The sequence below is a fragment of the Streptomyces sp. NPDC002889 genome (genome assembly GCF_042888425.1).
GTDB lineage: Bacteria > Actinomycetota > Actinomycetes > Streptomycetales > Streptomycetaceae > Streptomyces.
In genome coordinates this window covers 1-25278 of sequence record NZ_JBIAPT010000021.1, presented here as the reverse complement: position 1 = coordinate 25278, position 25278 = coordinate 1, and the positions used below count along the sequence as shown (strand labels likewise).

Sequence of the window (25278 nt, the reverse complement as noted above, 5' to 3'; positions counted from 1 at the left end):
GGTGGTTTCCGTCGTGACGAGCGTCGTGACGGTGACCGTGGTGGCTTCAACCGCGACGACCGTGGTGGCCGTCCCTTCGAGCGTCGTGACAACGACCGTGGCGGCTTCCGCCGCGACGACCGCCCGGCCGCCCACCGTGGCAGCGACCGTCCGTTCAACCGCGATCGCCGCGACGACCGTCCGTCGACCGGCTTCCGTGCCGGTGGCGGCGACCGTCCGTCGACCGGCTTCCGTGCCGGTGGCGGCGACCGTCCGTCCGGCCGCCGTGACGACCACCGCGGTGGCGCCGGCTCGAGCTCCGGCTCGTTCGGCCGCCGCGACGACAAGCCGCGCTGGAAGCGCAACGGCTGACCGGGCGGCTGACGCCCACTGATTGAACGTCAGGGCCCGTACGACACTTCGGTGTCGTACGGGCCCTGCTGTTTCCGCGGTCACCGCCTGCGTCCAGGTCGTGCAGACGTGGGCACGAGGTACACGAGCGCCTTCGGCATGGGTGACATCACCGAAGACGGAAGCCGGACAGCGAGGCGCGCGACAGTGTCGACGAGCTCTTCCGCAGCAGTGGCACCGGCGGGGGCCTGGGTCGGCGCGGTGCGGGGCGGCAACGGCGGCTGGGTGGCCTTCAAGGGCCTGTTCCGGCCCGACGTTTCGCGACCCGGCCTCCGCGACCACGGGCGGGCGGGCTCTGTCGGGAGGCGTCCGCCCCAGGGGACGTGGCCGGGAGCGGATACCCGATCGGCTCCGGGGATCTCTCCGGCTATGCTCAGGGGTGTTGTGCCGAGGGCCGTTAGCTCAATTGGCAGAGCAGCGGACTTTTAATCCGTTGGTTGTGGGTTCGAGTCCCACACGGCCTACCACTCAGCCCCAGGTCGGACCATGTCCGGTCTGGGGCTGATCTCGTTTCCGGGACCCCAAATGCGTATACCAAATTCCAATTTGTTAGCGTCGAGGCGTGCGACTGACCAAGTTCACCGATCTGGCGCTGCGCGCCGTGATGCGCCTCGCCGTTGCCGAGCAGGGCGAGTCCTTGACCACCCGCGAGGTGGCCGAGGTGATGCACGTTCCCTATGCGCACATGGCCAAGACCGTTGCCCGTCTGCAGCACCTCGGCGTGGTGGAGGCCCGGCGGGGGCGGGGCGGTGGGCTCGGGCTGACCGGGCTGGGGCGTGGGGCCTCGGTCGGATGGATCGTGCGGGAGCTCGAAGGGGAGGGTGAGGTCGCTGCCTGCGAAGGCGATGTGCCCTGTCCACTGCGCGGGGCATGCCGGCTGCGGCGGGCGCTGCGTGACGCGCAGGAGGCCTTCTACGCCACTCTCGATCCGCTGACCGTGACCGATCTGGTGGCCTCGCCGACCGGGCCCGTGCTGGTGGGCCTGGCGGGGCGTCGTATCGAGTGACGTTGTCCCCGCCCGAGGGGCGCGGTTGCACATCCGTAAATGCGAAGATCATCTACCAATTAGGAGTTGCCGTGCTCTCCGAGCGGTCCGTACCGGTCGTCCGCGCCACGCTGCCTGTCGTCGGCGCCGCCATCGGCGACATCGCCGAGCTGTTCTACCGGAAGCTCTTCGACGACCGGCCCGAGCTGCTGCGGGACTTGTTCAACCGCGGCAACCAGGCCAACGGCGAGCAGAGGAAGGCCCTGGCCGGCTCCATCGCTGCCTTCGCCGGCATGCTTCTGGAACGGCCCGACGAGCGACCGGATGCGATGCTCGCCCGCATCGCGAACAAGCACGCCTCTCTCGGCGTGTCCTCCGACCAGTACAAGCTCGTCCACCGCCATCTCTTCGCTGCGATAGCCGAGGTGCTCGGCGACGCAGTCACCCCTGAGGTGGCCGCTGCCTGGGACGAGGTCTACTGGCTGATGGCCAACGCGCTGATCGCCGCGGAAACCCGCCTTTACCAGGAGGCAGGGACGGCCGAGGGCGATGTCTGGCAGCGGATGGAGATCGCCGAGCGGCGCGAGGAGACACCTGACGTGGTCTCGCTCCACCTGAGGCGTGCCGACGGGCTTCCCCTCGCGCCCTTCCGCCCGGGGCAGTACGTCAGCGTTCAGGTCCAACTCCCCGACGGAGCACGGCAGATCCGCCAGTACAGCCTCTCCGCCGCGCCCGGTCGGTCGCAGTGGCGCATCACCGTCAAGCGCGTGCGGGGCGGGGCGGGCCCTGAGGGTGAGGTCTCGTCATGGCTGCACGAACACGCCCGGGCGGGCGATGTGTTGAACGTGTCCGTCCCGTTCGGTGACCTGGTGCTGCGCGAAGACGACGGCCCGCTGCTCCTGGCGTCCGCCGGTATCGGCAGTACGCCCCTGCTGGCCATGCTCGACCACCTGACCGCCACCGGATCGGGCCGCCCCGTGACCGTGCTCCACGCCGACCGCGGTCCCGCGGACCATGCCCACCGGGACGAGCTGCGCCGGCTCGTCGAGGCGCACCCGCATGCAAGGCTGCACCTCTTCTACGAGGAGCCCGGCGACCTTGAGCCGGAGGCGGAGGCGGGCCGGGCGGACGTCGGCACACTGGATCTGCCGGAGAGCCTGACGGCCTACCTCTGTGGTCCGCTGCCGTTCATGCGCGCGGTGCGCGGGGACCTGCTGCGCCGGGGTGTGCCCGCCCGGGCGATCCACTACGAGGTGTTCGGCCCGGACCTCTGGATCGGGCAGCAGTAGGCGGGCGAGCCGACAGGTCCGGAGGGGAGCGGACCTGGCCCGGGACGGCCGCGCGACAGCGGGCTGCCCCGGCCGTCCGTCCGCCGGGCGTGCCGCCGGGCGGACGGGGGGCTCAGTGCGCCTTGCCCCTCAGCCGGTCAGGAACGTCAGGTCCAGGCGGGCCAGGCGCTCCGGGTCGTTGAGGATGTCGATCTCGACGATCCTGCCGCCGGTGACCGTGAACGCCATGACCGACAGCGGCTTGCCGCCCGCCGCCGCGACCACGCCCGCCGCTCCGTTGACCAGCGCCGGTCGCGCGGTCTCGGCGAAGCGGGCGAAGGTGATCGCCCGGCCGGCCACCGCCGCGGCGCCGTGGACCACCGCGCCCGGGCGGAACGTGCCGCCGTCGGAGCGGAGCACGACGTCCGGGTCGAGTACGGCGACGAGCGCGTCGAACTCGCCCCCGCGGGCCGCGGTGAGGAACGCCGCCACGACCTCCTGCTGCAGCGCGGGGTCGGGGTCGGGGGCAGGGGCCGAGCCCTGGACCCGGCGGCGGGCACGGCTGGCGAGCTGACGGGCCGCCGCCGGTGTACGGCCCACGACGGGGGCGATCTCGTCGAACGGCACCGCGAACATGTCGTGCAGTACGAACGCGAGACGCTCCGCGGGCGCCAGTGTCTCGAGCACCACGAGCAGGGCGAGACCGACCGAGTCGGCCAGCAGCACCTCGTGCTCCGGGTCGACCGCGTCCGCGCAGCTGACGATCGGCTCGGGCAGACGCACGTCCATCGGCTCCTCGCGCCGGGACACGCGCGAGCGCAGCATGTCCAGGCAGACCCGGCCGACCACCGTGGTGAGCCAGCCGCCGAGGTTCTCGACGCGCTCGGTGTCGGTGCGGCTGAGGCGCAGCCAGGCCTCCTGCACCGCGTCGTCCGCCTCGCTCAGCGAGCCGAGCATCCGGTAGGCGACCGCCCGCAGATGCGTACGGTGCTCCTCGAAGCGCTCCGCCAGGAACTCGGTCTCGTTCATCGTCCACGTCTCCTCGTCGCTGTCCGTCATAGCAATGACGGACAGGAGGGGGTCGATGTGACAGTAATTGGGGGTGAGATCGCCCTGCGGCCGGAAAATGGTCGGGACCACGTTCCGGATGGCGTAAGGTTGTGTTTACCGACGCGGGGTGGAGCAGCTCGGTAGCTCGCTGGGCTCATAACCCAGAGGTCGCAGGTTCAAATCCTGTCCCCGCTACTGCAGGCAGTGGCCCGGTTCCGATCGATGAGATCGGAACCGGGCCGTTGTCGTGTCCGGGACTCGGTGTCGCCCGGTCGGACGACGGTGCGCCGCTGTACGGCGCGGCTGCCGAGAGCCTGGTCAGAGCGCGGTACCGTCCGCAGCCGAGGGCGGACCGGGCAGGAGAGCGATCTTGGGGCGAGAGCAGGGCAGCATCTACAGCGCTCAGCGCATCGTCCGCGCGCTGCCCGCGCTGATGATCGTCGGTGGGGTGGTCTTCGATCTGCTGACCCCGCCCCGGTTCACCGCGGTGCCGATGTTCGCGGCGGCCCCGCTGCTCGCGGCCCCGCTCTTCACCTGGTACGCGACCCTGCTGACCGGGATCGCGGCGATCATGGGTGTGACCGGCCTGCATTTCTACAACCAGTCCATCGGGGAGATCACCTCGTACACCGAGGTGAGCACGGTGGTGACCGTCTCGGGGCTCGCCCTGCTCATCAATCGGGTCGTACGCCGCAGTGGCGAGCGGCTCGCCTCCGCCCGCGTGATCGCCGAGACCGCGCAGCGTGCCGTGCTGCCGCCCCCGTCCGACCGTATCGACGGGCTGCGGGTCGCCGCCCGGTACGAGGCGGCGCAGGCGGATGCGGCCATCGGCGGTGACCTGTTCGCCGTGCAGGAGACCCCGCACGGGGTACGGCTGATCGTCGGGGACGTACGCGGCAAGGGGATGGGGGCGGTGGCGGCTGTGGCCATCCTCATCGGGGCGTTCCGGGAAGCGGCCGAGCAGGAGCGCTCCCTGGAGGGCGTGGCCCAGCGGCTGGACCGGGCGCTGGCGCGCGAGGCGGCCCGGGGAGAGGAGCTCGATGCGATGGAGGGGTTCACCACCGCCGTACTGGGCGAGATCGGCCGCGACGGGGACGTGGTGCTGCTGGTGAACCGCGGCCATCCGGATCCGCTGCTGCTGCACGCCGACGGGGAGCTGGAGAGCCTGGTGCCGTCGGCGGCCTCGCTGCCGCTGGGGATGGGGGAGCTGGACCGGTGGCCGGACCGGGCGGAGGAGTATCCGCTGCCGGCGGGGGCCACACTCCTGCTCTACACCGACGGGCTGTCCGAGGCGCGCGATGCGGACGGGGTGTTCTACGACCCCGGTGCGCGGCTGCGCGGGCGGCAGTTCTCCGGGCCCGAGGAACTGCTGGACACGCTCGTCGAGGACGTGCGGCGGCACACGGGCGGCGGGACGAACGACGACATGGCACTGCTGGCGGTCGGCCGGCCGGCCGAGGGGCAGCCGGAGCGCCGCAGAACCGTCCCGATGGTGGCCACCGACGAGAATTCCGGACGCGCGTGACAGCCGCCGCACACGGCGTGTAATCGAAAGACATCACTCCGCATAACATTTGACGAACCGTCAGAGAGATGGCCTGGATCGAGGGGTGATCAAGTCGCCCGATTCCAGCCTGTTGTGTCCCGGTACGTCCTGGCCGAAGTCGTCAATGATCAGTCGGAACGGCTTGGAATCCGGTACTGGTCTCTATTAACGTTCGATAACGCAGCGCGGTCGTCCCAGCCGTCGTAAGAGACGGCGCCGTGCGCACGCGCCGAATTCCGCAAGGGAACCGGGGAACCACCAATTGGGGTGAATCGGGCGTCTTTTGTCGTGTTGTTCGCGGCCGAAGCGTCCGTAGGAGACCTTCCTGCTCCGAACCCGTCAGCTAACCCGGTAGGCGAGAAGGAAGGAAAGGAGTACGCCTTCGTGGCGTCCAACATGCCTGCCCCCGAAACCGCCTTCAAAACTGATCCCTTCGGTGACGAGGTGGTGGAGCGGGAGTGGGAGGAGTGGAACCCCACCGCGGACTCCGTCCGTCCGGTGCGCGGCCGGCACCGTGTCGTCAAGCAGCGCGGCGGTCTCGCGCGGAGCTCCACCGTGCTCGGCGTCGGCGTGATCGCCGCGGTCGGCGCGGGCGGCATGGCCACCGCACAGGACAAGCCGGCGGTCTCCATATCCCTTCCCGACTCGATCGCGGACAAGCTCCCCGACGCCAAGTCCATTCCGGGCGTGGGCTCCTTGATGTCCGACGACTCGGACACCGGCTACGGGAACGAGAACACCGCCCCCCTCAGCGCGCTGACGACCGCCGTCGACAGCGGCGACGGAGCAGAGGCCGAGCAGAAGGCGGGTGCGGGAGAGGCGCTGCGCGCCAGGATCCTCGCGCAGGCCGAGCAGCAGCAGGCCGAGGCGGACGCCGAGGCGAAGGCGGCCGCGGAGAAGACCGCCGCCGAGCAGGCCGCCGCCGAGGCGGCGAAGCAGCAGAGCACGGCGGAGGCCAAGGCCGCGGAGGAGAAGCGCAAGGCCGAGGAGGCCGCGGAGGCCAAGGCGGAGGCCGAGCGCCTCGCCAAGCTCGCCGCGAGCTACTCGCTGCCGACCTCCTCGTACACGATCACCTCCACCTACGGCGAGTCCGGCTCCATGTGGTCCTCCGGCCAGCACACCGGCCTGGACTTCGCCGCGCCGACCGGCACCCCGGTCAAGGCCGTGCACAGCGGCACCGTCAAGTCGGCGGCCTGGTCCGGCTCCTACGGTTACCGCATCGTCCTCGAGCTCGAGGACGGCAGCGAGGTCTGGTACGCCCACCTCTCCTCCATGACCGCGAGCGCGGGCCAGAAGGTGAGCACCGGCGAGACCATCGGGCGCGTCGGCGCGACCGGCAATGTCACCGGACCCCATCTGCACCTCGAGGTTCACACCGCGGGCGGCTCGGGCCTCGACCCGATGGCATGGCTGCGGGACAAGGGCCTCACGGTCTGACGAACCGAGGGTCTGCCGGTCTCTCCGGGGCCGGCAGACCGACGGCCGAACCGGCAGCCGCGAGATAGGCAGGCCGACTGCCTGGCCGGTGCCAGCCAGGCAGTCCCGTCCGGCCGCCCCGTTGCAGCCTTGCGAGGTGTACGGGTCCCGGGTCGGGCGGCGCCCCCGTCGGCAACCGGTACGTCCCGGACAACCGCCCCTCCCGAACTCCGACCGCCCGCCCCCTCGCCCGCCCGGTGAGCCAGGGGCCGGTCGGCTTCCGGCCCCCTGCTGGGCTGGCGCGGCGGCGTATCCCCAGGGCTCCGGCGGCACACCCCCCGGCGTCAGGGCTGCCGGAATACCCCGCCCCGGCCGCGTTGTTGATCGCGCCATGACTTCTCTCCGCACCCTCGGCTCGTCCGACCTGGCGGTCTTCCCGCTCGCCCTCGGCGGCAATGTCTTCGGCTGGACGGCCGACGAGACGCAGTCCTTCGCCGTGCTCGACGCGTACGCCGCCGCCGGCGGCAACTTCGTCGACACCGCCGACTCCTACTCCTCGTGGGCCCCCGGGAACGAGGGCGGCGAGTCCGAGACCGTCATCGGCAACTGGCTGGCCGCGCGCGGCAACCGCTCCGAGATCGTCGTCGCCACCAAGGTCGGCGCCCACCCCCGGTACAAGGGCCTGTCCGCGGCCACCATCAAGGGGGCGGCCGAGGCGTCGCTGCGCCGGCTGCGCACCGACCACATCGACCTGTACTACACGCATTTCGACGACCCGGCCGTCCCCGTCGAAGAGATCATCACCGCACTCGACCAGCTGGTGAAGGACGGCAAGGTACGGGCCATCGCCGCCTCCAACCTCAGCGCCGAGCGGCTGAAGTCCTCCCTCGACTTCTCCGACAGGGAGGGCCTGGCGCGCTATGTGGCGCTCCAGCCGCACTACAACCTGGTCTCGCGTGACACCTACGAGGGCGAACTGCGGGAGACGGCCGCCGCCGGCGGTCTCGCCACCGTCCCCTACTACGCGCTCGCGTCCGGATTCCTCACCGGCAAGTACCGGCCGGGTACGACGGTGGACAGCGCCCGGGCCCAGGGCGCGGGCAGGCATCTGGAGACCGAGCGCGGCCTGAGGGTCCTCGCCGCGCTCGACAAGGTCGCGACCGCACGCGGCGCCGAGCCCGCGACCGTCGCCCTGGCCTGGCTGGCCTCACAGCCGACCGTCGCGGCTCCGATCGCCTCCGCCCGCATGGTGGAGCAGTTGCCCGCCCTGGTCGCGGTCGCCGGCCTGGAGCTGACCGAGGACGAGCTGGCCGAGCTGAGCGCCGCGTCCGCGTAGGGATCTGTCAGGTGCGGTAGGGGTTGGGGCCGCCGTAGTTGCGGTACGGCGGCGGCACCCGCACGCGGCCGGTGGCCTGCGCCGCATAGGTGAGCGAGGGACCGGCCACCTCCCTGCGCTGCCACAGATGGTGCAGCAGCTCCTGCTCGCGCTCCACGAAGTCCGGGCCCGCCGCGCCGCGGTGGGCCCGGTGGCGCAGAAAGGCGAGCGACGTCGCGAACGCCTCGTACTCCGACACCGCATGCCCCGCCGCAGGGCCGTACGTACGCCTGGCGAAATCGCGCGCCATCGTGCGCGCCCGCATGGAGGACAGCGCGGGCGGCTCGGCCGGCGACAGCCAGCCGGCCGCCGCGTATGCGGGCAGCTGGGTGGATATCGTGCCGAGCTCCCGCTGCCGGGTCCAGATCGTCAGCCAGGTCAGCAGCCCGAACGCGGGCACCATGAACGCCGCGTACACCGCGTAGAAGCCCCATGGGCCGAACAGCGACACGGAGCCGTTCCACAGCGCGTGCATGCCCATCGCGAGAACGAGGCCGAGCAGCGGCAGCGCGATACGGAGGATCCGCCGGGCGGCCAGCGCGGCGATCCCGAAGCCGATGCCGGTCAGCACCGTGAAGAGCGGGTGCGCGAAGGGCGACATCACGACGCGTACGAAAAAGGTCGCGGCGGTCACCGACCCGAGGCCCGAGGTGCCGATCTCCTGATCCTCGCCGAACGCGCTGCCGAGGTAGAGGATGTTCTCGGTGAAGGCGAAGCCGGTCGCGGTGAAACCGGCCACCACCACGCCGTCGACGATCCCTGTGAAGTCCCGGCGGCGGAAGAGGAAGAGCAGCAGGATCGCGACGGCCTTCGCGCTCTCCTCGACGACCGGGGCGACGACGATCGCGCCGAGCGTGTCCGCGGATGCCGGATCGGCGGTCGCCGTGGCTATCCAGCGGGTCGCGAAGGTGTTCGCGATGATCGCGATCAGTGCGGCGGCGCAGGCGCCCCAGGAGAACGCGAACAGGAGATTGCGCCAGGGGCCCGGCTCGACCCGGTCCAGCCAGCGGAAAGCCGCCATCAGCAGCGGGACGGGGAGGGTGGCGAGACCGAGGCCCACCAGCAGGCCCTGGGTGCCGGTCTGTTCGCGTACGAGTGCCAGGATCACCAGGCCGCACAGGGCGAGCAGCGTGATCAGCACGCCCGCGCGGACCGCCTTGCTGCGCCACACCCGGCGAGCGCGCGGCCGGTAGCGCGGGCGGCCACGTCGCGGCACCGCGCTGAGCAGCTCCGCGATCTGCTGCTGCTCGCACGCGGGCACCGCCGGATGCGACTGCCCCTGCGGGAAGTTCGGCGGTGACGCGTGCTGCTCGGACGACTCGGACACCCGTCGACCCTAACGAGGGTCACTGACAACGGGCCATGGCGCCCGCCACGGCGGGGGAGTTCCCCGAGTCACGCCTCGGGCAGGGTGCGGCGGAACAGCAGGTCGTGCACCGTGTGGCCCTTGTCCAGGCCCTGTCCCTCGAAGCGGGTCAGCGGCCGGAAGGCGGGGCGCGGGGCGTAGCCGCCGTTCTCCTCGGTGTTCTCGAAGTCGGGGTGTGCCGAGAGCACCTCGAGCATCTGCTCGGCGTACGGCTCCCAGTCGGTCGCGCAGTGCAGCACCGCGCCGGCCTTGAGGCGCTGTGCGGCGAGGGTGAGAAACTCGGGCTGGATCAGCCGCCGCTTGTGGTGCCGCTTCTTGGGCCAGGGATCCGGGAAGTAGACCCGCAGCCCGTCGAGCGAACGGGGCGGGAGCATCTCCCGCAGCAGAATGATCGCGTCGCCGTTGGCCACGCGGATGTTGGACAGCCCGTTCCGCTCCGCGAGACCGAGGAGGTTGCCCTGCCCGGGGGTGTGGACATCGACCGCGAGAATCCCGGTCTCCGGGTCGTCGGCGGCCATCTGAGCGGTGGCCTCGCCCATACCGAACCCGATCTCCAGGACGACGGGCAGCCCGCCGAACATCTCCTCGAGGTCGAGGACGCCGTGCCCGTCGATGTCCATGCCCCACAAGGGCCACAGTCGCTGCAGCGCGTCGCCCTGGCCGGCGGTCACCCGGCTCCGCCGCGGCTGGAAGCTGCGGATGCGCCGCTCGTGGTGGGACCCGGCCGGATCGGCGGCGGGCCCCCCGGGAAAGCGGGGCTCGCCCTTGGCGCGGATGACGGGCCGGGCGGCGTCGGGGGTGGGGTTTCGAAGCTCATGCACAGTGCCGTCGATTCTACGAGCCCCTCGCCCGAGCCCCTGCCGCTGCGCCCGGCACCCCCGCGGGAAGGGCGCCCGACTACCCCGTCGCGCGCACCAGCCGGCCGTCCGCCAGCGCCGTCAGGGCGCGGCGGGCGACCTCGCGGCCGATCGGGAGGGACGCCGTCGCCGCAGGTGAGGGCGCGTTCAGCACATGGACCGTCCGTGGGGCCTCGCGGATCAGGAAGTCGTCGGCCAGCGTGCCGTCCCGCAGCACCGCCTGGGCCCGCACCCCTGCCGGGGCCGGCCGCAGGTCGGAATCCGTCACGGCGGGCAGCAGCCGGCGCACCGCCTCGGTGAAGGCGCGCCGGGACAGGGAGCGGTGCAGCTCACCCGCCCCGTACCGCCAGTGGCGGCGGGCGACGCGCCAGGATCCGGGCCAGCGCAGGGTGTCCGCGAGCTCCCGGGGGTGCACGGCCGACCAGCTGTAGCCCTCGCGTGCGAGCGCCGGGACCGCGTTCGGACCTACGTGGACGCCGCCGTCGATGCCGCGGGTCAGATGGACCCCGAGGAAGGGGAACGCCGGGTCGGGCACCGGGTAGACCAGGCCTCGTACGAGCCAGGGGCGGGCCAGTTCGTAGTACTCACCCCGGAAGGGGACGATGCGCATTCCCGGGTCGTCGCCCGCGAGCCGTGCCACCCGGTCGCAGTGCAGCCCCGCGCAGTTCACCAGCACCCGTGCCCGCACCACTGTCCCGGACGCGGTGCGCACCGCGACGCCCCAGGGGCGGCGGTCGACGGCCGTGACCTCCTCGTCGTACCGGACGTCCGCGCCCGAGGCCCGCGCCAGCTGCGCCGCCACCGCGCCGAAGTCGCACACCCCGGTCGTACCGACATGGATCGCCGCGAGGCCCCGCACCTGCGGTTCGTACTCGCTGATCTGCGCCGGGCCCAGCTCGCGCACCGGAATCCCGTTCTCCCGGCCGCGCTGGACCAGGGCGTGCAGCCTCGGCAGCTCGTCCCGGCCGGTGGCGACGATCAGCTTCCCGGTGACCTTGTGCTCGATGCCGTACTCCGCGCAGAACTTGACCATCTCGGCCGCGCCGCGCACCGCGAACCGCGCCTTCAGCGATCCGGGGCGGTAATAGATCCCGCTGTGGATCACTCCGCTGTTCCGCCCGGTCTGGTGCCTGGCCGGGCCCGGCTCCTTCTCCAGGACCGTCACCCGGGTCCCGGGCGCCGCGCGTGTGAGGGCGTACGCCGCCGAGAGACCGACGATCCCGCCGCCGATCACCAGCACGTCACAGTCGAAGCCGAATCCTCCGGCACCACCGAAGCCCTGCCCGGACGCCGTCACCGCGTCACCTCCCACCCCGATACTGCACTGGCCCACCGACAATGCGCTTAAACCAGCCCGACCGGGATGTGCCGACCCTACGCGTGCCCTCGGCCGATCCCGTGCAGGACCTCGCACCGGTCCGCCGCCGACCGCCTATGCCGGGGCGACCAGCAGCGGGCGGGCCCGCTCCCGCAGCTCCACGACCCTCGGCTCGTCGCCGTACGCCTCGAGCCGGTGCAGCAGATCCCGTACGTACTCCGTCGTACGCGCCGAGGAGATCCGGCCCGCGACCTCCACCGCCCGGGTGCCCGCCGCGCATGCGGCGTCCAGGTTTCCCGACTCCAGCTCGGCCACCGCCGAGACCACCAGGCGTAAGCCGTGCGAGCGCACGAACTCCTCCGTCGGCCGCGACAGCGCCTGCTCGGTGAAGCGGCGTACCTGACGCGGCGCCTTCAGGTCGCGGTAGCACTCGGCGGCGTCCGCCGCGAACCGGTCGTACGAGTAGAAGCCGAGCCAGGACGGGTCGGCGTCGCCCTCCCGGGACCGCTCCAGCCAGCCCTCCGCCGCCTTGAGTGCCGCGCCGGCCGCCACCGCGTCGCTGGCCTTGGCGTGCGCCCGTGCCTCCACCAGGCGGAAGAAGCTCATGGTGCGGGCGGTCGCGAGTCCGCGGTTGCGCTCCAGCGCCGCCTGGGCGAGGTCCACACCCTCGTCGGCGAAGCCCCGGTAGGTCGCCTGCAGCGACATCGACGCCAGGACGTATCCGCCCAGCGGCACGTCGGCCGCGGCGCGGGCCAGGCGCAGCGCCTGGATGTAGTAGCGCTGTGCCGCCTCCTGCTGCCCGGTGTCGAACGCCATCCACCCGGCCAGCCGGGTCAGCTCTGCGGTGGCCCCGAACAGGGCCCGGCCCACCTCGTCCGAGTACGAACCCAGCAGCAGCGGCGCCGCGTCCACCCGCAGGCACTCGGGCACCATCGACGAACGCCAGTCCCCGCCCCCGTACTTGGAGTCCCAGCGGCGGGCGTCCTCGGCGGCCTCGCGCAGCTTGGCCACATCGCTGTGGCCGACCCGGACCGGGGACTGACCGGCATCCGGGGCCCCGCCGGCGTCCGGCGTGCCGATCGCCGTGTCCAGCGACCGCTCCACGGAGGAATCGGCAGGGGTTATCAGCCAGCGCGACGCGGGCGTCGCGTAGGCGCTCACGGCGAAGGATCCGGCCAGCGACTGCCAGATTCCGCCGCTGCCCGCCCGGCGTCCGGCCAGATCGAGGCGGTACAGCTCGGTGGCCGATTTCACCGCCTCGCCCACATCGCGCGGGAAGGCGAGACCGACCTCGGGTGCCGGGTCGGCGTCGGCGAGACCGATCTCGTGCAGCGGCACGGGACGGCCCAGCTTCGCGCCGATGGCGGCGGCGATGAGATGGGGTGCGGCACCCTGCGGCACCATGCCCTTCGACACCCATCGCGCCACCGACGTCTTGTCGTAGCGAAGGGTCAGACCACGTTGCGCGCCGAGGTCGTTGACCCGCCGGGCGAGGCCGGCGTTGCTGATTCCCGCGAGGGCGAGAACGGTGCCGAGCTTTTCGTTCGGCCCGCGTTGCTCCCTGGACATGCGCCACCCCTCGACACACCGACGGCCGCCGCGTCGCACGTGGGCGCACGGCATTCGTGCTGTGTCCTCCCGGTTCGCACATCCCGCCCCCGAGCGATCCCGGCTGCAAAAGCAGGTGGCCGAGCCCTTCGGAATATGCGCGCCTGTGGAGAACAGCAGTAAACCCAGCGTAGTTCGCCACATCCCGACCGTTAAGAGGCGGTCTTCCGTATGGCGAGATTGTTGTCTGTGCGGGCGGTTGGCGGGTACGCCCCCGTGCCCCGGCCGTGTGGCCGTGCGCCCGTCCGTGCGCTCTGGCCGGGGTGTGTCGGGGAGCGCTTCCATGGGTCCTGCGTGGGTCGGCCCACTGCGTACTGGAACCAGTGGGCTGGGGGACACCGCCGTCTCAATCCCCGCGGACGGCGGACCGGTCCGGGAGGTGAATTCAAGCTCAACTGATCCTCCCGGACTGCGAGTTGCGCTGAAACCGGTACGTGCGTACGAACACAGAATGGCCGAATCACGTCTGTCCCGAAGAGGCCCTCGAGGCCCTCGGCACCCGCTCGGCGGCCCCTCGAAGGACCCGCCGACCGACAGCAAACGGCCATTGCCACGGGCGTGTTCACTTTTTGCGCGCGCTACCCGTACCCCCACCTGTGCGCCTCCTTCGTGGCAGCATGTTCCCGAACGGCTTCGGGAAACATGGTGGAGGCGGCGATGCGGTGGCTGGTGGGGTGGAGCAGTATCGCCGCGAACTTCGGTACGGCGGGAGCCGTCGGCGGCTCCGGTGAAGGCCGTACCGTCCACCCCGTCGGAGCCCAACTGCTGTGGGGCGACCCCGATCCGCTGTGGGCGGTCGGAGACTGGCGCCCCGACGAGGTCCGCGTCGTCACCGTCGCCCCGCCCCAGCGGCACGTCCCGGGCGGCTCGAGCGCACCCGCCGTCACCCGGCTCGCCGTACTCGGCTGCTGCGCTGCCAGCGACGAGGAACTGCGGGTCGGGCTGTTCGCCGCACGCGGCGGTGCGCTGCGGCATCTGACGGCATGGGCCGGGAGCTACACCGCTGTCGTCCAGGTCGGCCGCCGGATCACCGTCGTGGGCGACCTCGCCGGAGCCAGACCCGTCTTCCACACCCCCTGGGCGAACGGCACCGCCTACGCCACCGCGGCCCTGCCGCTCGCCGACCTCATCGAAGCCCAGCTGGACATCGGCCACTTGGCGGCGCTGCTCGCCTGTCCCGAGACCCCGGAGGCGCTGCGCGACTCCACCCCGTACGCCGGGGTCAAGCGCATCCCGCCCGGACACGCGCTGATCCTGCGGGAGGGCTCGCGGGAGATCACCGGGTACGAACCGGTGGCATCCCTCGCCGTCGCCGGGCCGCAGATGGAGGCGTCGCGTGCCGTCGACGGGGTCCGTGACGCGCTTGTCGAGGCGGTACGGGCCAGGCTCACCGCGCCGCGCCACGCACCGGAGACCCTGCCGCCGGACCCGGGGCCCGTACCGGGGATGGGGCCCGCCGAGCGCCGGGCGGCACGGGGGGCGCCCGCGCCCGGCATCGGCGCGGACCTGTCAGGAGGCAGCGCGTCCAGCACCCTCGCCCTGCTGGCGGCCGGACTGCCCGGGGTGCCCGGCACGGTGCTCGGCCATGGAACGGGCGCGGGTGAACGGCTGCTCGCCGTCACCTTCAACGACCTGGCCACCAGCGGCCACGAGACGCGGGAACCCGAGCTGGAACGGGCCCGCGCGATCGCCGCCAACCCGCGGCTGCACCATGTCGTCGTCGCCGCCGGCGAGGAAGCGCTGCCCTACGCCGGACTCGACACCGGACCGCTGACCGACGAACCCGCACCGTCCCTGGTCACCGCAGAACGCCACCGGGGCCGACTGGCCGCGGGCAGCGCCGACCACTTCACCGGGGCGGGTGCACGGCAGGTGCTCGACGCGCACCCGGCGCGCCTGGCCGATCTGCTGCTGGACCGGCGTCGCCGCCATCTGCTGAGACCGGTCACGGCCCTCGCCCGCACCGAAAGACCCTCGCCACAGTCGCTGTTCATCCCGCTGACGGTGTACCGGGCGGCGAGGCGCCTGGCCCGTACGCCGTACCGCACCGGCCTGGAGACGGCGGCCGACCGGCTCCTGGCGGCGAACCGCCCGGGCGTCGGTCCTCAGGGTGGTCCTGTGGGAGCGTCGCTGGCCGCCCTGACCTGGTCCCGGCCCGGCCCCGCGGCGCGATGGCTGACGGGGGAGGCGCTCGCTGAAGTATCGGTTCGCCTGACGGAGGCGGCGACACGGCCGACCTCCGTCCAACGGCCCGGTGAGGCACGGGCCCGGGCGGCGCTGACCCGGCACGCCTCGGACCAGCGGATCCTGGAACAGGCCGCGGAGATCCGAAGCCAGCGGCTGCACGCCCCCTTTCTGGACAACCAGGTCGTACGGGCCTGCCGCGACCTGCCCGAATCCCTGAGGGTCCAGCCGGGGGCGCGCGCGACGATCCTGCGCGCGGTGCTCGCGGGCGCGGGCATCCACGAACTGCCGTCGGGCTGGGGCACCACGACCCATGCCTCGTCCACCGCCGCGGCCCGCACGGGCCTGCGTGGCGCGCTCCCCCACCTGATGGCACTCTTCGACGCACCCCTGCTCGCGGACGCGGGCCTGATCGAGGCCCGCGTCGTCCGCAAGGCGCTGCGGGCCGCATCGGAGGGCGAACCCGTTCCGCTGGACGGCCTGGCCGATCTGGTCTCCACGGAGCTGTGGCTGCGTCGTCTGCTATCCCGCCGCGGCACCTGCTGGACGGGCACGGCGGCGCCGCGCCGCCGTGCGGTGGCGGGCGGTGTCCCGCCGAGGCCGACGCTGCAGGCGTGACGCTCCGGGAGCGTGGGTCCCGGGGCACGGCCGACCGGCCGGCCGCTCCGGGTGCTCGTGACACAGTCCCCTCGTGCCGCGCGCTCGTCGATGCCCTTGCCGGGGATCCGGGACCGAACTGCCGGCCCATGCATGGGTGATCGCCGACGGGGCGTGGGGTTCGCGCAGGTGGCTGGACCGGCGGGAAGCGCGCAGGCGGTGGGCGAGGTCATCGACCTGCCGGACGCCGTCCCGGCGGCGGACCGAGCCGAGCGCCACGACGGGTGAAGGCGTCGGCTACTGGCAGGTGATCTGCGACCGGGCCCAGTCGGCGAGCGCCACGGAACCCGTGTGCGTGTGCGGTTCCACAACGAGGCGGATCGTCTTCCGGCCGGAGATCGGCACGTGGACGGGCACGGCCGCATCCCCGCCACGGATCACCGCGGACCGCCACAGCCGTCCCCCGTCCCCGTGGACGGAGAAGCGCACGGCGCCCATGCCGAGCGTCAGATCGTCGACGCCGACGAGCGCGTCGAAGGCGGAGCAGCGGCGGTTGAGGTCGATGGTGAGGGACGAGGTCGCGTGAACCGTGACTCCGTGTCCGTACTGCTTGCCCGCGACGGACATGCCCTGGCGTTGCCAGAGCCAGGTGCTTTCTCTCAGCCGTATCTCGGGAGCGGTGTGGTCGCCGAACGCGCCGTACTCGAGCCGGTTCACCCGGTGCACCTCCGTCGCCGGTGGCGCTTGCGGTGGCGGGGGCGCCGGGGCGGGCTGCGGTGTCCGGGACGGAACCGGTGCCCGGCCTGTGGGCGCGGGCGGCGCCGGACGATTCCGCTCCGTCGTGGGCGGTGTGCGCTTCGGGGTGGGCGCCGGTGCGGGCTTCGGCCGGGACGACGCCGGCTCCGGCGGCGGGGTGGGCGCGGTCGGGGCCGCCGGCTCGGGCTCCGCCCGCGGCGCGACCGGCTGCGACGCGGACGGCCGCGGTACGACGGGCTGCACGGCCGGCGGCCTCCCCTCCGCCTCGGGGGCGGGCACGGAGTCGATGGAGAGCGCCCACACGATCCCCGCGGCCGCGGCGACGGCTGCCGCCGCCGCGATCCCGGCTTTCGCGGGCGCGCCCAGTCCTTCGGCGACGGCTCCGCCGGCCGAGCCGCCCGAGGCACTGCCCGACGCCCCGCCACCGGCCGCCGCGACGGCTCCGCCGGCCACGATCCCGGCGGCCTTGAGCGCGTAGCCGGCGGCGAACCAGCCGATGACCGCGACCGGAAGCAGCGCCGGTATCCCGGCGTTGACGTGCGCCAGTTCGCCCGCTGCCAGCCGGCACCTGACGCACTCTCCCAGATGTTTGCGCAGCCCGCGCTCGGCCCGCATCCGCAGCCCGCCCCGGGCATACGCCCCGAGCCTGTCCGCGTAGCGGGCACAGTCGCCGCCCGAGGTGAGCGCGGAGGACACATGGGCCTGGAGATAGGCCTGCTTGAGGCCTTCACGCGCCCGGCCGGCCAGCACCGCAGTCGCGTTGGCGGTCAGCCCGAACAGCGGCGCGACCTCACTCGGCGACTCCTCCTCGACCGTGGTGTGCCACAGCACGGCCTGCCAGCGCTCGGGCAGGGAACGGAAGGCCTGCATGGCAAGCGACTGCTCGGCCTCGTGCATCGCCCGCACATCCGCGCCCCGGTCGAGCGAGCCGTCACTCGAGATGTCCGCGCTGCGCGCGGCCTCCGCGGCGAACACCGCGAAATCCTCTACCAGTTGTTCCCGCTTCGATGTCTTCGACCACGCCGCCGCAACACGCCGTACGGTGGTCAGCAGATACGCCCGCACCGCATGCGCGGGTCCGGCGCCCCCTCGCACCGCCTGGAGTGTCCGAGCGAACACCTCGGCCGTCAGGTCGTCGGCCGTGTGCGCATCCCGGCAGCAGGTGCGCGCGTACCGGCGGACGGCCTCCGAGTGCCGACGGAACAGCTGCTCGTAGGCGCTGTCGTCGCCGTCCCGCGTGCGCTGGACCAACACGGCGTCGGACACGGGCAGTTCACGCAGGGGCGACCGCCCCTTGCCGAGCCCGCCGCTCTCACGCTGCTGCGGTATCGCGTGCTCGTCGACGGGCCCGCTCTGGTCGGGCATCTGCCGAGGAGGGTGTCCGGCCGTCTCCGACACGCCCGCGCCGTCGAGTGGGCTGCCGAGTAACTCGTCCCGACCCTCACCGCTCATCGTGACAAACCCTCGTAAGCACCTACAGACGCGAACACCGTGCAAGCGTGCCACAGAGCGCCGACGCGCCGAACCCCCGCGAACGGCAACCACTCATCCGAGAGACTTCCCCGAACGCGAGAGCGATTCATTACTCGTTCGGGGAAGGCCCTTCGGCTCGTCATGCCGATCGTGGACGCAGACCCTCCAGAAGGATCTCCAGCAGCCGGGCCGAGGCCGCTTCCTGCTGCGCGGCGTCAGGCAGCGAGGGCGCGGCCGTGGCTATGACCAGCAGGACGTCCGCCACGGTCACATCGCCGCGCAGCTCACCTGCCGCCCGCGCCCGGTCGACCAGTTGCCCCACGACTTCCAGCAGGTCCGCCGCGCCCGCGTCGTCCTGTTCCTGTGCCGGCCGTGATCCGACCACCCGCAGTTCGGGCTGTGCGCCCACCCGCTGCTGGGGCACCCGCACCCCCTCGTGCGCCGTGTCCCGTGCCATGCTGCGCACCGGCTCGCGCGCGACGTCCCTCGCCTCCTCGTCGTCCACGCCCACCCGCAGCACCTGCGGAGGGAGCAGCCGCCCCGCGCCCGACGCCACCGAAGTGCGCAGGAAACGGGAGAGCGCCGACCACGGCTCCTCCTCCTGCCCCAGAGCCGTACGCGCCTGTTCGGTCAGCCGGGAGGTCTCCTCCTCGGCTATGCGGCGCACCAGCACGTCCTTGCTCGGGAAGCGGCGGTACACCGTCCCGACACCGACCCTGGCCCGGCGCGCCACGTCCTCCATCGGTGCGCCGTAGCCCAGCTCGCCGAACACCTCGCGCGCAGCACGCAGTACGTGCTCGAGATTGCGCTGTGCGTCCACCCGCAGCGGCGTCGAGCGGCTGGCCCCGCCCGATCCCGCCCGGCTGCTCCCATTGCTGTCCCCGGCCGACGCGGCCGATGCCGCAGCTGCGGCAGACGAGACAGCAGCAGACTGCCAATGCGAATCCTGAATATGCATAAGCGTTCCCCCGGTCATGTTGTCTCCCCCCGGAGACCTCCCCGCCCAGTCCGTCGGGCGTGCCGTGACCCGGCACCCCGACCAAGTACGAACATAGTTGAGCCAGGGTCAATTCAGAAGAGGGTACTTCCGCACAGAGCGCCCCCCGATCGGAGCAAGGGCCGGAAGGTTCCGTATTCGGCCCCCTCCCGCCGCCGCTTGTACCCTCTCTGACCTGCGCATCTTCCCTTTCGTCCGCAACCGTGCCCCGGCCGGGCCGCCGTTGCCTTCCGGTCACACAATTTGCCGGGGCTGTGGACAAACGCCTGAGGCCGTTGCGTCATGGGAAGGTGATGGCTGCAAACACCCGGGGCACCACCCCCGGCACCCCGCCGCGCACGCGCATTCTCGTCGTCGGCGGCGGCTACGTCGGGATGTACACCGCACTGCGCCTCCAGCGGAAGCTGAAGGCCGAGCTCGGGCGCGGCGAAGCGGAGATCGTGGTGATCACACCCGATCCGTACATGACGTATCAACCCTTCCTCCCGGAGGCCGCGGCCGGCTCCATCTCCCCGCGCCATGTCGTCGTTCCGCTGCGCCGTCTCCTCGACGGATGCAGGATCGTCATCGGCCAGGCCAAGGCCATCGACCACGCCAAACGGACCGCGACCTTCATCACCCTCGCCACCGAGGAGGAGGGCACCGGCCCGGTCGAGATGGCCTACGACGAACTCGTCATGGCGCCCGGCTCGATCTCCCGCACCCTCCCGATCCCCGGCCTCGCCGACCACGGCATCGGTTTCAAGACCGTCGAGGAGGCCATCGGCCTGCGCAACCACGTCATCGAGCAGATGGACATCGCCTCCTCCACGCGCGATCCCGACATCCGCGACGCCGCCCTGACCTTCGTCTTCGTCGGCGGCGGCTACGCCGGTGTCGAGGCGCTCGCCGAACTCGAGGACATGGCGCGCTACGCGACGCGCTACTACCACAACATCAAGGCCGAGGACCTGAAATGGATCCTTGTCGAGGCAGCCGGCCGCATCCTGCCCGAGGTCGGCGAGGAGATGGGCAAGTACGCCGTGCGCGAGCTGCGCGCCCGCAACATCGACGTACGCCTGGAAACCCTCCTCGACTCCTGCGAGGACCGCGTCGCCGTCCTGAGCGACGGCTCGCGCTTCCCGACCCGCACGGTCGTGTGGACGGCCGGCGTCAGGCCCGCGCCGATCCTCGCCGCCACCGATCTGCCCCTCAACGAGCGCGGCAGGCTGCACTGCACGGCCCGGCTCACCGTCGCCGGCGTCGAGCACGCCTGGGGGGCCGGCGACGCGGCGGCCGTCCCCGACCTCACCTCCGACAAGCCGGGCGCGGCGTGCGCGCCCAACGCCCAGCACGCGGTGCGCCAGACGAAGGTCCTGGCGGAGAACATCGTGGCGTCGCTGCGCGGCGGGCCTCTTCAGGAGTACGCCCACAAGTACGTCGGATCCGTGGCCTCCCTCGGTCTCCACAAAGGCGTCGCCCATGTCTACGGCCGCAAGCTCAAGGGGTATCCGGCCTGGCTGATGCACCGCGCCTACCACCTCAGCCGTGTGCCGACCTTCAACCGCAAGGCCCGTGTTCTCGCCGAATGGACGCTGTCCGGGCTGTTCAAGCGAGAGATCGTCTCCCTCGGCTCGCTGGAACACCCGCGCGCCGAGTTCGAACTGGCCGCCGGTGGCCGACGTAATCACAAGGGCAACGGCATCGGTATCGGCACGAGCGACGGCACGGCGAACACACGGAGGAACGGGCCCCAGAAGCGCCCGGAGGAGGGACCGGATGACGGATCCGCGCCCGACGCGGCCAGAGGCACCTAGCGGGGCACCTGATCCGGCCGACGGTGCTCGGCTACGACGACTGTCAGTCCGATCGGCCACACTGGACGTGTGACCATAGGTGGGCTCACACCTGCACAGAGTGACCCTTGGCGACCAACCCATTGAGGCTAGAAAGTCAGTGAACTTCACGCGTTGGAGCCCAAGGCTCCCCGGTACGCAGCGTCGCGCCGCAGCGCGGGGAACCGATCACGGGATCTCCCCGGCACAGCGAGGCGAAGGCTCCGTACCCGCGGCCCGCGGCGAGTACGGACAGCAGCCCGATCCCCTGCCCGACGTCCCGGCCCTCGAGGACTTCTCCGTCCCGGAGATCCTCGGCCGCCTGCCCGCCCTGGTCGCGCTCGTGTACGGCGCCGAGCACCGCATCGCCTACGTCAACGACGCCTACGTCCAGGCCTTCGGCCACCGTCCGTCCGGAGCCACCGCAGCCGACAGCTGCCCGGAGCTCGGCGAGCTGGGCCTCCTCCCATTGATGGACCAGGTGCTGCGCAGCGGAAAGCCGCGCACGGTCAAGTCCCGCAAGATCCACGGTGGCGGCTCCTACACGGTCACCTGTCTGCCCGCCGCGTGGTCCGGGGAGCACAAGGACACGGAAGGTGTCCTCGTCTTCGCCGCCGACGTCACCGACCACGCCGAGGCCGCCGAGCGGCTGCGTGCCAGCGAGCGCCGCCACCGCGAGACGGCGGTCACGCTCCAGCGGTCCCTGCTTCCGCAGGAGTTGGAGCAGCCGGACGATCTGCGCTTCGCCGCCACGTATCAGCCGGGTGGCACGGACGCCGCGGTCGGCGGCGACTGGTACGACGTGATCACACTCGGCGCCGGTCGCACCGCCCTGGTCATCGGGGACGTGATGGGCCGCGGCGTGCGTGCTGCCGCCGTCATGGGCCAGCTCCGTACCGCCGTACGGGCCTACGCACGCCTCGACCTGCCGCCGCACGAGGTGCTCCAGCTGCTCGACGGCCTCGCCACAGAGATCGACGCCAGCCAGATCGCCACATGCGTCTACGCCGTCCACGATCCGAACGAGGGCCACCTCGTCTACGCCTCCGCCGGTCATCTGCCGATCCTGGTACGCGACGAGGACGGCATCGTCCACCGCGCCGCCGAGCCGACCGGCCCGCCGCTCGGCACCGGCGGCTGGCTGCACACCTCGGGCACGATCGACCTCCCGCCCGGCTCCACCGCCGTCCTCTATACGGACGGTCTGGTCGAGCGCCGCGGCGAGGACATCGACGAGGGCGTGGCCGGGCTGGAACGCGCGCTCGCCGGCGCGACCGGCACCCCGCAGGTCGTCTGCGACCGGCTGATCCGCTCGCTCGGCGTGACCGCGGAGCACGACGACGACGTAGCGGTCCTCGTCCTGCAGCACCCGACACGTACGGGAGTCGACGCAGAGCTCTTCCACAACGCGGCCCTCGACCTGCTCGGGGGCATCGAGGCAGCACCGCGCGCCCGGGCGTTCGCCTCCGGGGTGCTGGCCTCGTGGCGGTTCTCGCCGGAGCTGCACGACCTGGGAGTCCTGGCCGTCAGCGAACTGGTCGCCAACTCCCTCCAGCACGGCATCCCGCCCATGCGCCTCAGACTCCGCCGCACCGACCGCCGGCTGATCATCGAGGTGACGGACGGCGACGACCATCTGCCGCGCCGCCGCCGCGCGGAATCGGAGGACGAGGCGGGCCGCGGGATTTCCATCGTCGCGACGATCGCCTCGTCCTGGGGTTGCCGCCGCACACCCGGCGGCGGCAAAGCGGTCTGGTGCGAGTTCGCCCTGCCTCAGTGAGCCCGGTGTGAGCCGGCGGTCAGCTGTCAGTGAGCCGAGGCGACGACGCCCTCGGGCTCGGGCTCCGGCTTGCGCACGGCCACCACGCGGGACTTCACCGCGAGCGACGGCTGGTCGTGTACGGGGGTCAGATGCCTGCCCAGGCGCAGCGCCAGCGCCGTGATGCCGAGCGAGAACAGTACGAACGTCACGATGTACGGCCCGTGCAGCGCGGCCCCCATGGGGCCGCCCACGGCCGGGCCGACCGCGAGCGCGAGCTGCTTGACCAGGGCGAAAGCGGAGTTGTACTGCCCGACCTTCCCCTCAGGGGCAAGATCGGCCACCAGCGGGGCGACGGTCGGCGACAGCATCGCCTCGCCGAGACCGAACAGGGCGTACGTGGAGATGAACGCGGCCGTCGCCATCGCCTGGCTTCCGTTGCCGAGCCCGGCGTACCCCGCCATGATCCAGGCGACGGCCCAGATCAGCCCGACCGAGGCGATCACCCGGCTGCGCCTGCGGCGCTCCACGAACCTCAGCACGATGAACTGCGCGACCACGATCACCGCGGTGTTGGCGGCGAGCGCCGTCCCGAGCGTCGCGGGCTCGATTCCCGCGGCCTCGGTGCCGTACGCGGCAAGGCCCGACTCGAACTGTCCGTAGCAGGCGAAGAAGAGGACGAAGCCCAGGACGCACAGCTGCACCATCGCCCGGTGCCCGAGCAGCGTCCGTATTCCGCCCGTCGCCTTGGTCCGCGTGTCGGCCGGGCGGGCCTCCTGGAGCGCGAGGGAACGCGGCAGCCGCACCGTGAGCGCGATCCCGGCAAGCACCAGGAACATCGCGGCCTCGATGCCGAAGAGCAGGGTGAAGGAGCCGGGCCGGCTCTCGTCGACGATGTGTCCGCCGATCAGACCGCCGATACCGAGTCCCAGGTTCTGCAGAAAGAACTGCGTGGCGAAGGCGCGGGTGCGGGTGCCCGTGCCCGAGCACCAGACGATCATGGTCGCCAGCGCGGGCTGCATCACGGCCGTACCAGCACCGAGAAGTGCCGTGGACAGGACGACGGCCGGGACCGAGTCCGACAGCCCCATGCCCACGGCCCCCATGGCCGCCAGCACCGCGGCCCCGACGAGTACGGGCAGCGGCCCGCGCCGGTCGATGACCCGACCGGTGAACGGCAGGGCGACGAGCGCGGCCATCGCGAAGACCGCGAGCACCACACCTGCCGAGCTCGCGCCCAGGTCCCGGACCTGCGCCACATAGATGTACAGGTACGGAACGGTGAAACCGAGTCCGAACGCGCTCAGCGCGTTCCCCGCCTGGATCCGGCGCATCGCTGCACCCTTCGCCTTGGTCACACTCACCCACTTCGAGGTCACGGAGGTCGGGCTCTTGCAGAGCCTGGACGACTGAAGTCTGAAGACTTCAATAGTAAAGTTAGAACGTCAACAATACACATCGAAGGACTTCAACGCCAACGCGTCCGTGTCATACTTCGGCGCATGCCTACTGCGACCCCTGAGGGCCCCGCGTCGCCCGGCCTCCAGGAGCCGAGCCTCGACGAGCAGATCGCCGCCTACCAGCGCGAATTCGGCGACCTTGACCCCCAGGTCGAGAAGGTCGTGTCGGCCCTGGGCCGGCTGAACCGCCGGATGAACGTCGCGTACGGCCGCCAGGTAGCCGACCTCGGTATCAGCAACGCCGAGTGGGAAGTCCTCAAGACACTCGTTCTCTCCGGCGCGCCCTACCGCCTCGGCCCCGGTGAACTCGCCAAGCGCCTCGGCCTCACCCCGGCCGCAATGACCCACCGCATCGACCGCATGGCGAGCGAGGGCCTGGTGACCCGCGACCGCGACGAGACCAACCGGGTCCGCGTCATCGTGGAGCTGACGGACGAGGGCCGCGCGAAGTGGCTCGAGGCGATGCGCATGGCGACGAACTTCGAGGAGGATCTGCTCCAGGACCTCTCGGGCGATGAGCGGGCCGTCCTCGGTGAGCTGCTGATCCGCGTACTGCGCCGCGTGGAACACGATCAGCCGGACGCCGGCGGTCGGCTCACCGATCTGGACTGAAGGGACGGGGCCGCAGGTTGACACAGTCCTCTCAGATCCGTAAGGTTCTTCGAGTTGTCACGGGGCCGGAACGGTTCTGCGACAGCCGATCACGCCGCTGATGCGGCAACCAACCTCAGCACGAACTCCCGGTCGGGAAGAATTTCGGCATGCCGAAATTCATTTCGAAGGCTCGATTATGAGCCGCCCGGGAAATCCGCTAGAGTTTGGACGTCGGAACGGCCCAACAGCCGGAAAGGCACCTCCCGCTGACCGGGAATCAGGCCCGAAAGGATCTGATAGAGTCGGAACCGCCGGAAGGGAAACGCGAAAGCGGGAACCGGAAAGCACCGAGGAAATCGGATCGGAAAGATCTGATAGAGTCGGAAACGCAAGACCGAAGGGAAGCGCCCGGAGGAAAGCCCCAGAAAGTGTTCTGCGGGTGAGTACAAAGGAAGCGTCCGTTCC

At 71.7% G+C, this 25278-nt stretch carries 17 protein-coding genes, 2 tRNA genes, 1 pseudogene and 1 riboswitch; of the genes and pseudogenes, 12 read left to right on the top strand and 8 right to left on the bottom strand.

The annotated features are described in order from the left end of the window. The 4 genes and pseudogenes from ACFYWI_RS27960 to ACFYWI_RS27945 form a co-directional block, all read left to right on the top strand. Positions 1-351, top strand: a pseudogene (locus ACFYWI_RS27960) (RNA helicase); the annotation flags it as partial. Positions 352-781: 430 nt separating this feature from the next. After that, positions 782-857: transfer RNA gene (locus tag ACFYWI_RS27955), tRNA-Lys, on the top strand. Positions 858-952: 95 nt separating this feature from the next. Continuing rightward, positions 953-1396 (top strand): nitric oxide-sensing transcriptional repressor NsrR, encoded by a 444-nt coding sequence (gene nsrR, locus ACFYWI_RS27950; protein ID WP_389237723.1) that lies wholly within the window; start codon positions 953-955, stop codon positions 1394-1396. A 71-nt stretch (positions 1397-1467) separates the two neighbouring features. Further along, positions 1468-2664 (top strand): globin domain-containing protein, encoded by a 1197-nt coding sequence (locus ACFYWI_RS27945; RefSeq protein WP_389237721.1) that lies wholly within the window; start codon positions 1468-1470, stop codon positions 2662-2664. A gap of 129 nt (positions 2665-2793) precedes the next feature. Here the strand turns inward: ACFYWI_RS27945 and sigJ are convergent, their stop codons facing one another. Next, positions 2794-3672 (bottom strand): RNA polymerase sigma factor SigJ, encoded by an 879-nt coding sequence (gene sigJ / locus ACFYWI_RS27940; RefSeq protein ID WP_389237958.1) that lies wholly within the window; start codon positions 3670-3672, stop codon positions 2794-2796. A gap of 142 nt (positions 3673-3814) precedes the next feature. On the opposite strand from sigJ, the gene ACFYWI_RS27935 reads away from it, so the two are divergent. The 4 genes from ACFYWI_RS27935 to ACFYWI_RS27920 all read left to right on the top strand — a co-directional run bounded on the left by ACFYWI_RS27935 (position 3815) and on the right by ACFYWI_RS27920 (position 7991). After that, positions 3815-3888, top strand: a tRNA-Met gene (locus tag ACFYWI_RS27935). Positions 3889-4060: 172 nt separating this feature from the next. Continuing rightward, entirely contained in the window at positions 4061-5218 is a 1158-nt protein-coding gene (locus ACFYWI_RS27930; protein WP_389237956.1) for a PP2C family protein-serine/threonine phosphatase, read from the top strand. A gap of 238 nt (positions 5219-5456) precedes the next feature. Next, a riboswitch (cyclic di-AMP (ydaO/yuaA leader) is annotated at positions 5457-5612 on the top strand. 11 nt (positions 5613-5623) lie between these two features. Next, entirely contained in the window at positions 5624-6676 is a 1053-nt protein-coding gene (locus ACFYWI_RS27925) for a M23 family metallopeptidase (RefSeq protein WP_389237719.1), read from the top strand. 370 nt (positions 6677-7046) lie between these two features. Further along, a complete protein-coding gene (locus ACFYWI_RS27920) occupies positions 7047-7991 on the top strand; it encodes an aldo/keto reductase (RefSeq protein ID WP_389237717.1) in 945 nt (314 codons plus the stop codon). A gap of 7 nt (positions 7992-7998) precedes the next feature. Here the strand turns inward: ACFYWI_RS27920 and ACFYWI_RS27915 are convergent, their stop codons facing one another. The 4 genes from ACFYWI_RS27915 to ACFYWI_RS27900 all read right to left on the bottom strand — a co-directional run bounded on the left by ACFYWI_RS27915 (position 7999) and on the right by ACFYWI_RS27900 (position 13140). Then, positions 7999-9357, bottom strand: coding sequence for a PrsW family intramembrane metalloprotease (locus tag ACFYWI_RS27915; protein WP_389237715.1), 1359 nt, complete (start codon positions 9355-9357; stop codon positions 7999-8001). Positions 9358-9425: 68 nt separating this feature from the next. Then, positions 9426-10217 (bottom strand): tRNA (guanosine(46)-N7)-methyltransferase TrmB, encoded by a 792-nt coding sequence (trmB, locus tag ACFYWI_RS27910; RefSeq protein ID WP_389237713.1) that lies wholly within the window; start codon positions 10215-10217, stop codon positions 9426-9428. A gap of 76 nt (positions 10218-10293) precedes the next feature. After that, on the bottom strand, positions 10294-11550 hold the full coding sequence (gene lhgO, locus ACFYWI_RS27905) for an L-2-hydroxyglutarate oxidase (protein ID WP_389237711.1): 1257 nt from the start codon (positions 11548-11550) through the stop codon (positions 10294-10296). A gap of 135 nt (positions 11551-11685) precedes the next feature. Continuing rightward, positions 11686-13140: an MFS transporter gene (locus ACFYWI_RS27900; RefSeq protein ID WP_389237709.1), complete on the bottom strand. Its 1455-nt coding sequence runs from the start codon at positions 13138-13140 to the stop codon at positions 11686-11688. Between the two features lie 696 nt (positions 13141-13836). On the opposite strand from ACFYWI_RS27900, the gene ACFYWI_RS27895 reads away from it, so the two are divergent. Then, positions 13837-15981 (top strand): asparagine synthase-related protein, encoded by a 2145-nt coding sequence (locus ACFYWI_RS27895; RefSeq protein ID WP_389237707.1) that lies wholly within the window; start codon positions 13837-13839, stop codon positions 15979-15981. A 276-nt stretch (positions 15982-16257) separates the two neighbouring features. Here ACFYWI_RS27895 and ACFYWI_RS27890 read toward each other — a convergent pair whose 3' ends face one another. Both ACFYWI_RS27890 and ACFYWI_RS27885 read right to left on the bottom strand, forming a co-directional pair. Further along, complete coding sequence (locus ACFYWI_RS27890; RefSeq protein ID WP_389237705.1) at positions 16258-18168, bottom strand: sigma-70 family RNA polymerase sigma factor; 1911 nt, start codon at positions 18166-18168, stop codon at positions 16258-16260. A gap of 160 nt (positions 18169-18328) precedes the next feature. Further along, a complete protein-coding gene (locus tag ACFYWI_RS27885) occupies positions 18329-19147 on the bottom strand; it encodes a TetR/AcrR family transcriptional regulator (protein ID WP_389237703.1) in 819 nt (272 codons plus the stop codon). Between the two features lie 332 nt (positions 19148-19479). Here ACFYWI_RS27885 and ACFYWI_RS27880 point away from each other — a divergent pair, with 332 nt between their 5' ends. Then, the gene (locus ACFYWI_RS27880) at positions 19480-20982 is read left to right on the top strand and encodes an NAD(P)/FAD-dependent oxidoreductase (RefSeq protein WP_389237701.1); all 1503 of its coding nucleotides are present in this window, start codon (positions 19480-19482) and stop codon (positions 20980-20982) included. A 139-nt stretch (positions 20983-21121) separates the two neighbouring features. After that, on the top strand, positions 21122-22780 hold the full coding sequence (locus ACFYWI_RS27875; protein WP_389237699.1) for a SpoIIE family protein phosphatase: 1659 nt from the start codon (positions 21122-21124) through the stop codon (positions 22778-22780). Between the two features lie 26 nt (positions 22781-22806). Here the strand turns inward: ACFYWI_RS27875 and ACFYWI_RS27870 are convergent, their stop codons facing one another. Next, positions 22807-24093 carry an MFS transporter gene (locus ACFYWI_RS27870; RefSeq protein ID WP_389237954.1) on the bottom strand — a complete coding sequence of 429 codons (1287 nt, stop codon included), beginning with the start codon at positions 24091-24093 and terminating at the stop codon, positions 22807-22809. Positions 24094-24261: 168 nt separating this feature from the next. Between ACFYWI_RS27870 and ACFYWI_RS27865 the strand changes: the two genes are divergently transcribed. Then, the gene (locus ACFYWI_RS27865; protein ID WP_389237697.1) at positions 24262-24831 is read left to right on the top strand and encodes a MarR family winged helix-turn-helix transcriptional regulator; all 570 of its coding nucleotides are present in this window, start codon (positions 24262-24264) and stop codon (positions 24829-24831) included. Positions 24832-25278: the final 447 nt, after the last annotated feature.

Coding starts and splice junctions, on each gene's coding strand:
- sigJ (WP_389237958.1), bottom strand. CDS start 3,672: ATGAACGAGACCGAGTTCCTGGCGGAGCGCTTCGAGGAGCACCGTACG.
- ACFYWI_RS27920 (WP_389237717.1), top strand. CDS start 7,047: ATGACTTCTCTCCGCACCCTCGGCTCGTCCGACCTGGCGGTCTTCCCG.
- ACFYWI_RS27900 (WP_389237709.1), bottom strand. CDS start 13,140: ATGTCCAGGGAGCAACGCGGGCCGAACGAAAAGCTCGGCACCGTTCTC.
- ACFYWI_RS27895 (WP_389237707.1), top strand. CDS start 13,837: ATGCGGTGGCTGGTGGGGTGGAGCAGTATCGCCGCGAACTTCGGTACG.
- ACFYWI_RS27890 (WP_389237705.1), bottom strand. CDS start 18,168: ATGAGCGGTGAGGGTCGGGACGAGTTACTCGGCAGCCCACTCGACGGC.
- ACFYWI_RS27885 (WP_389237703.1), bottom strand. CDS start 19,147: ATGCATATTCAGGATTCGCATTGGCAGTCTGCTGCTGTCTCGTCTGCC.
- ACFYWI_RS27880 (WP_389237701.1), top strand. CDS start 19,480: ATGGCTGCAAACACCCGGGGCACCACCCCCGGCACCCCGCCGCGCACG.
- ACFYWI_RS27870 (WP_389237954.1), bottom strand. CDS start 24,093: ATGCGCCGGATCCAGGCGGGGAACGCGCTGAGCGCGTTCGGACTCGGT.
- ACFYWI_RS27865 (WP_389237697.1), top strand. CDS start 24,262: ATGCCTACTGCGACCCCTGAGGGCCCCGCGTCGCCCGGCCTCCAGGAG.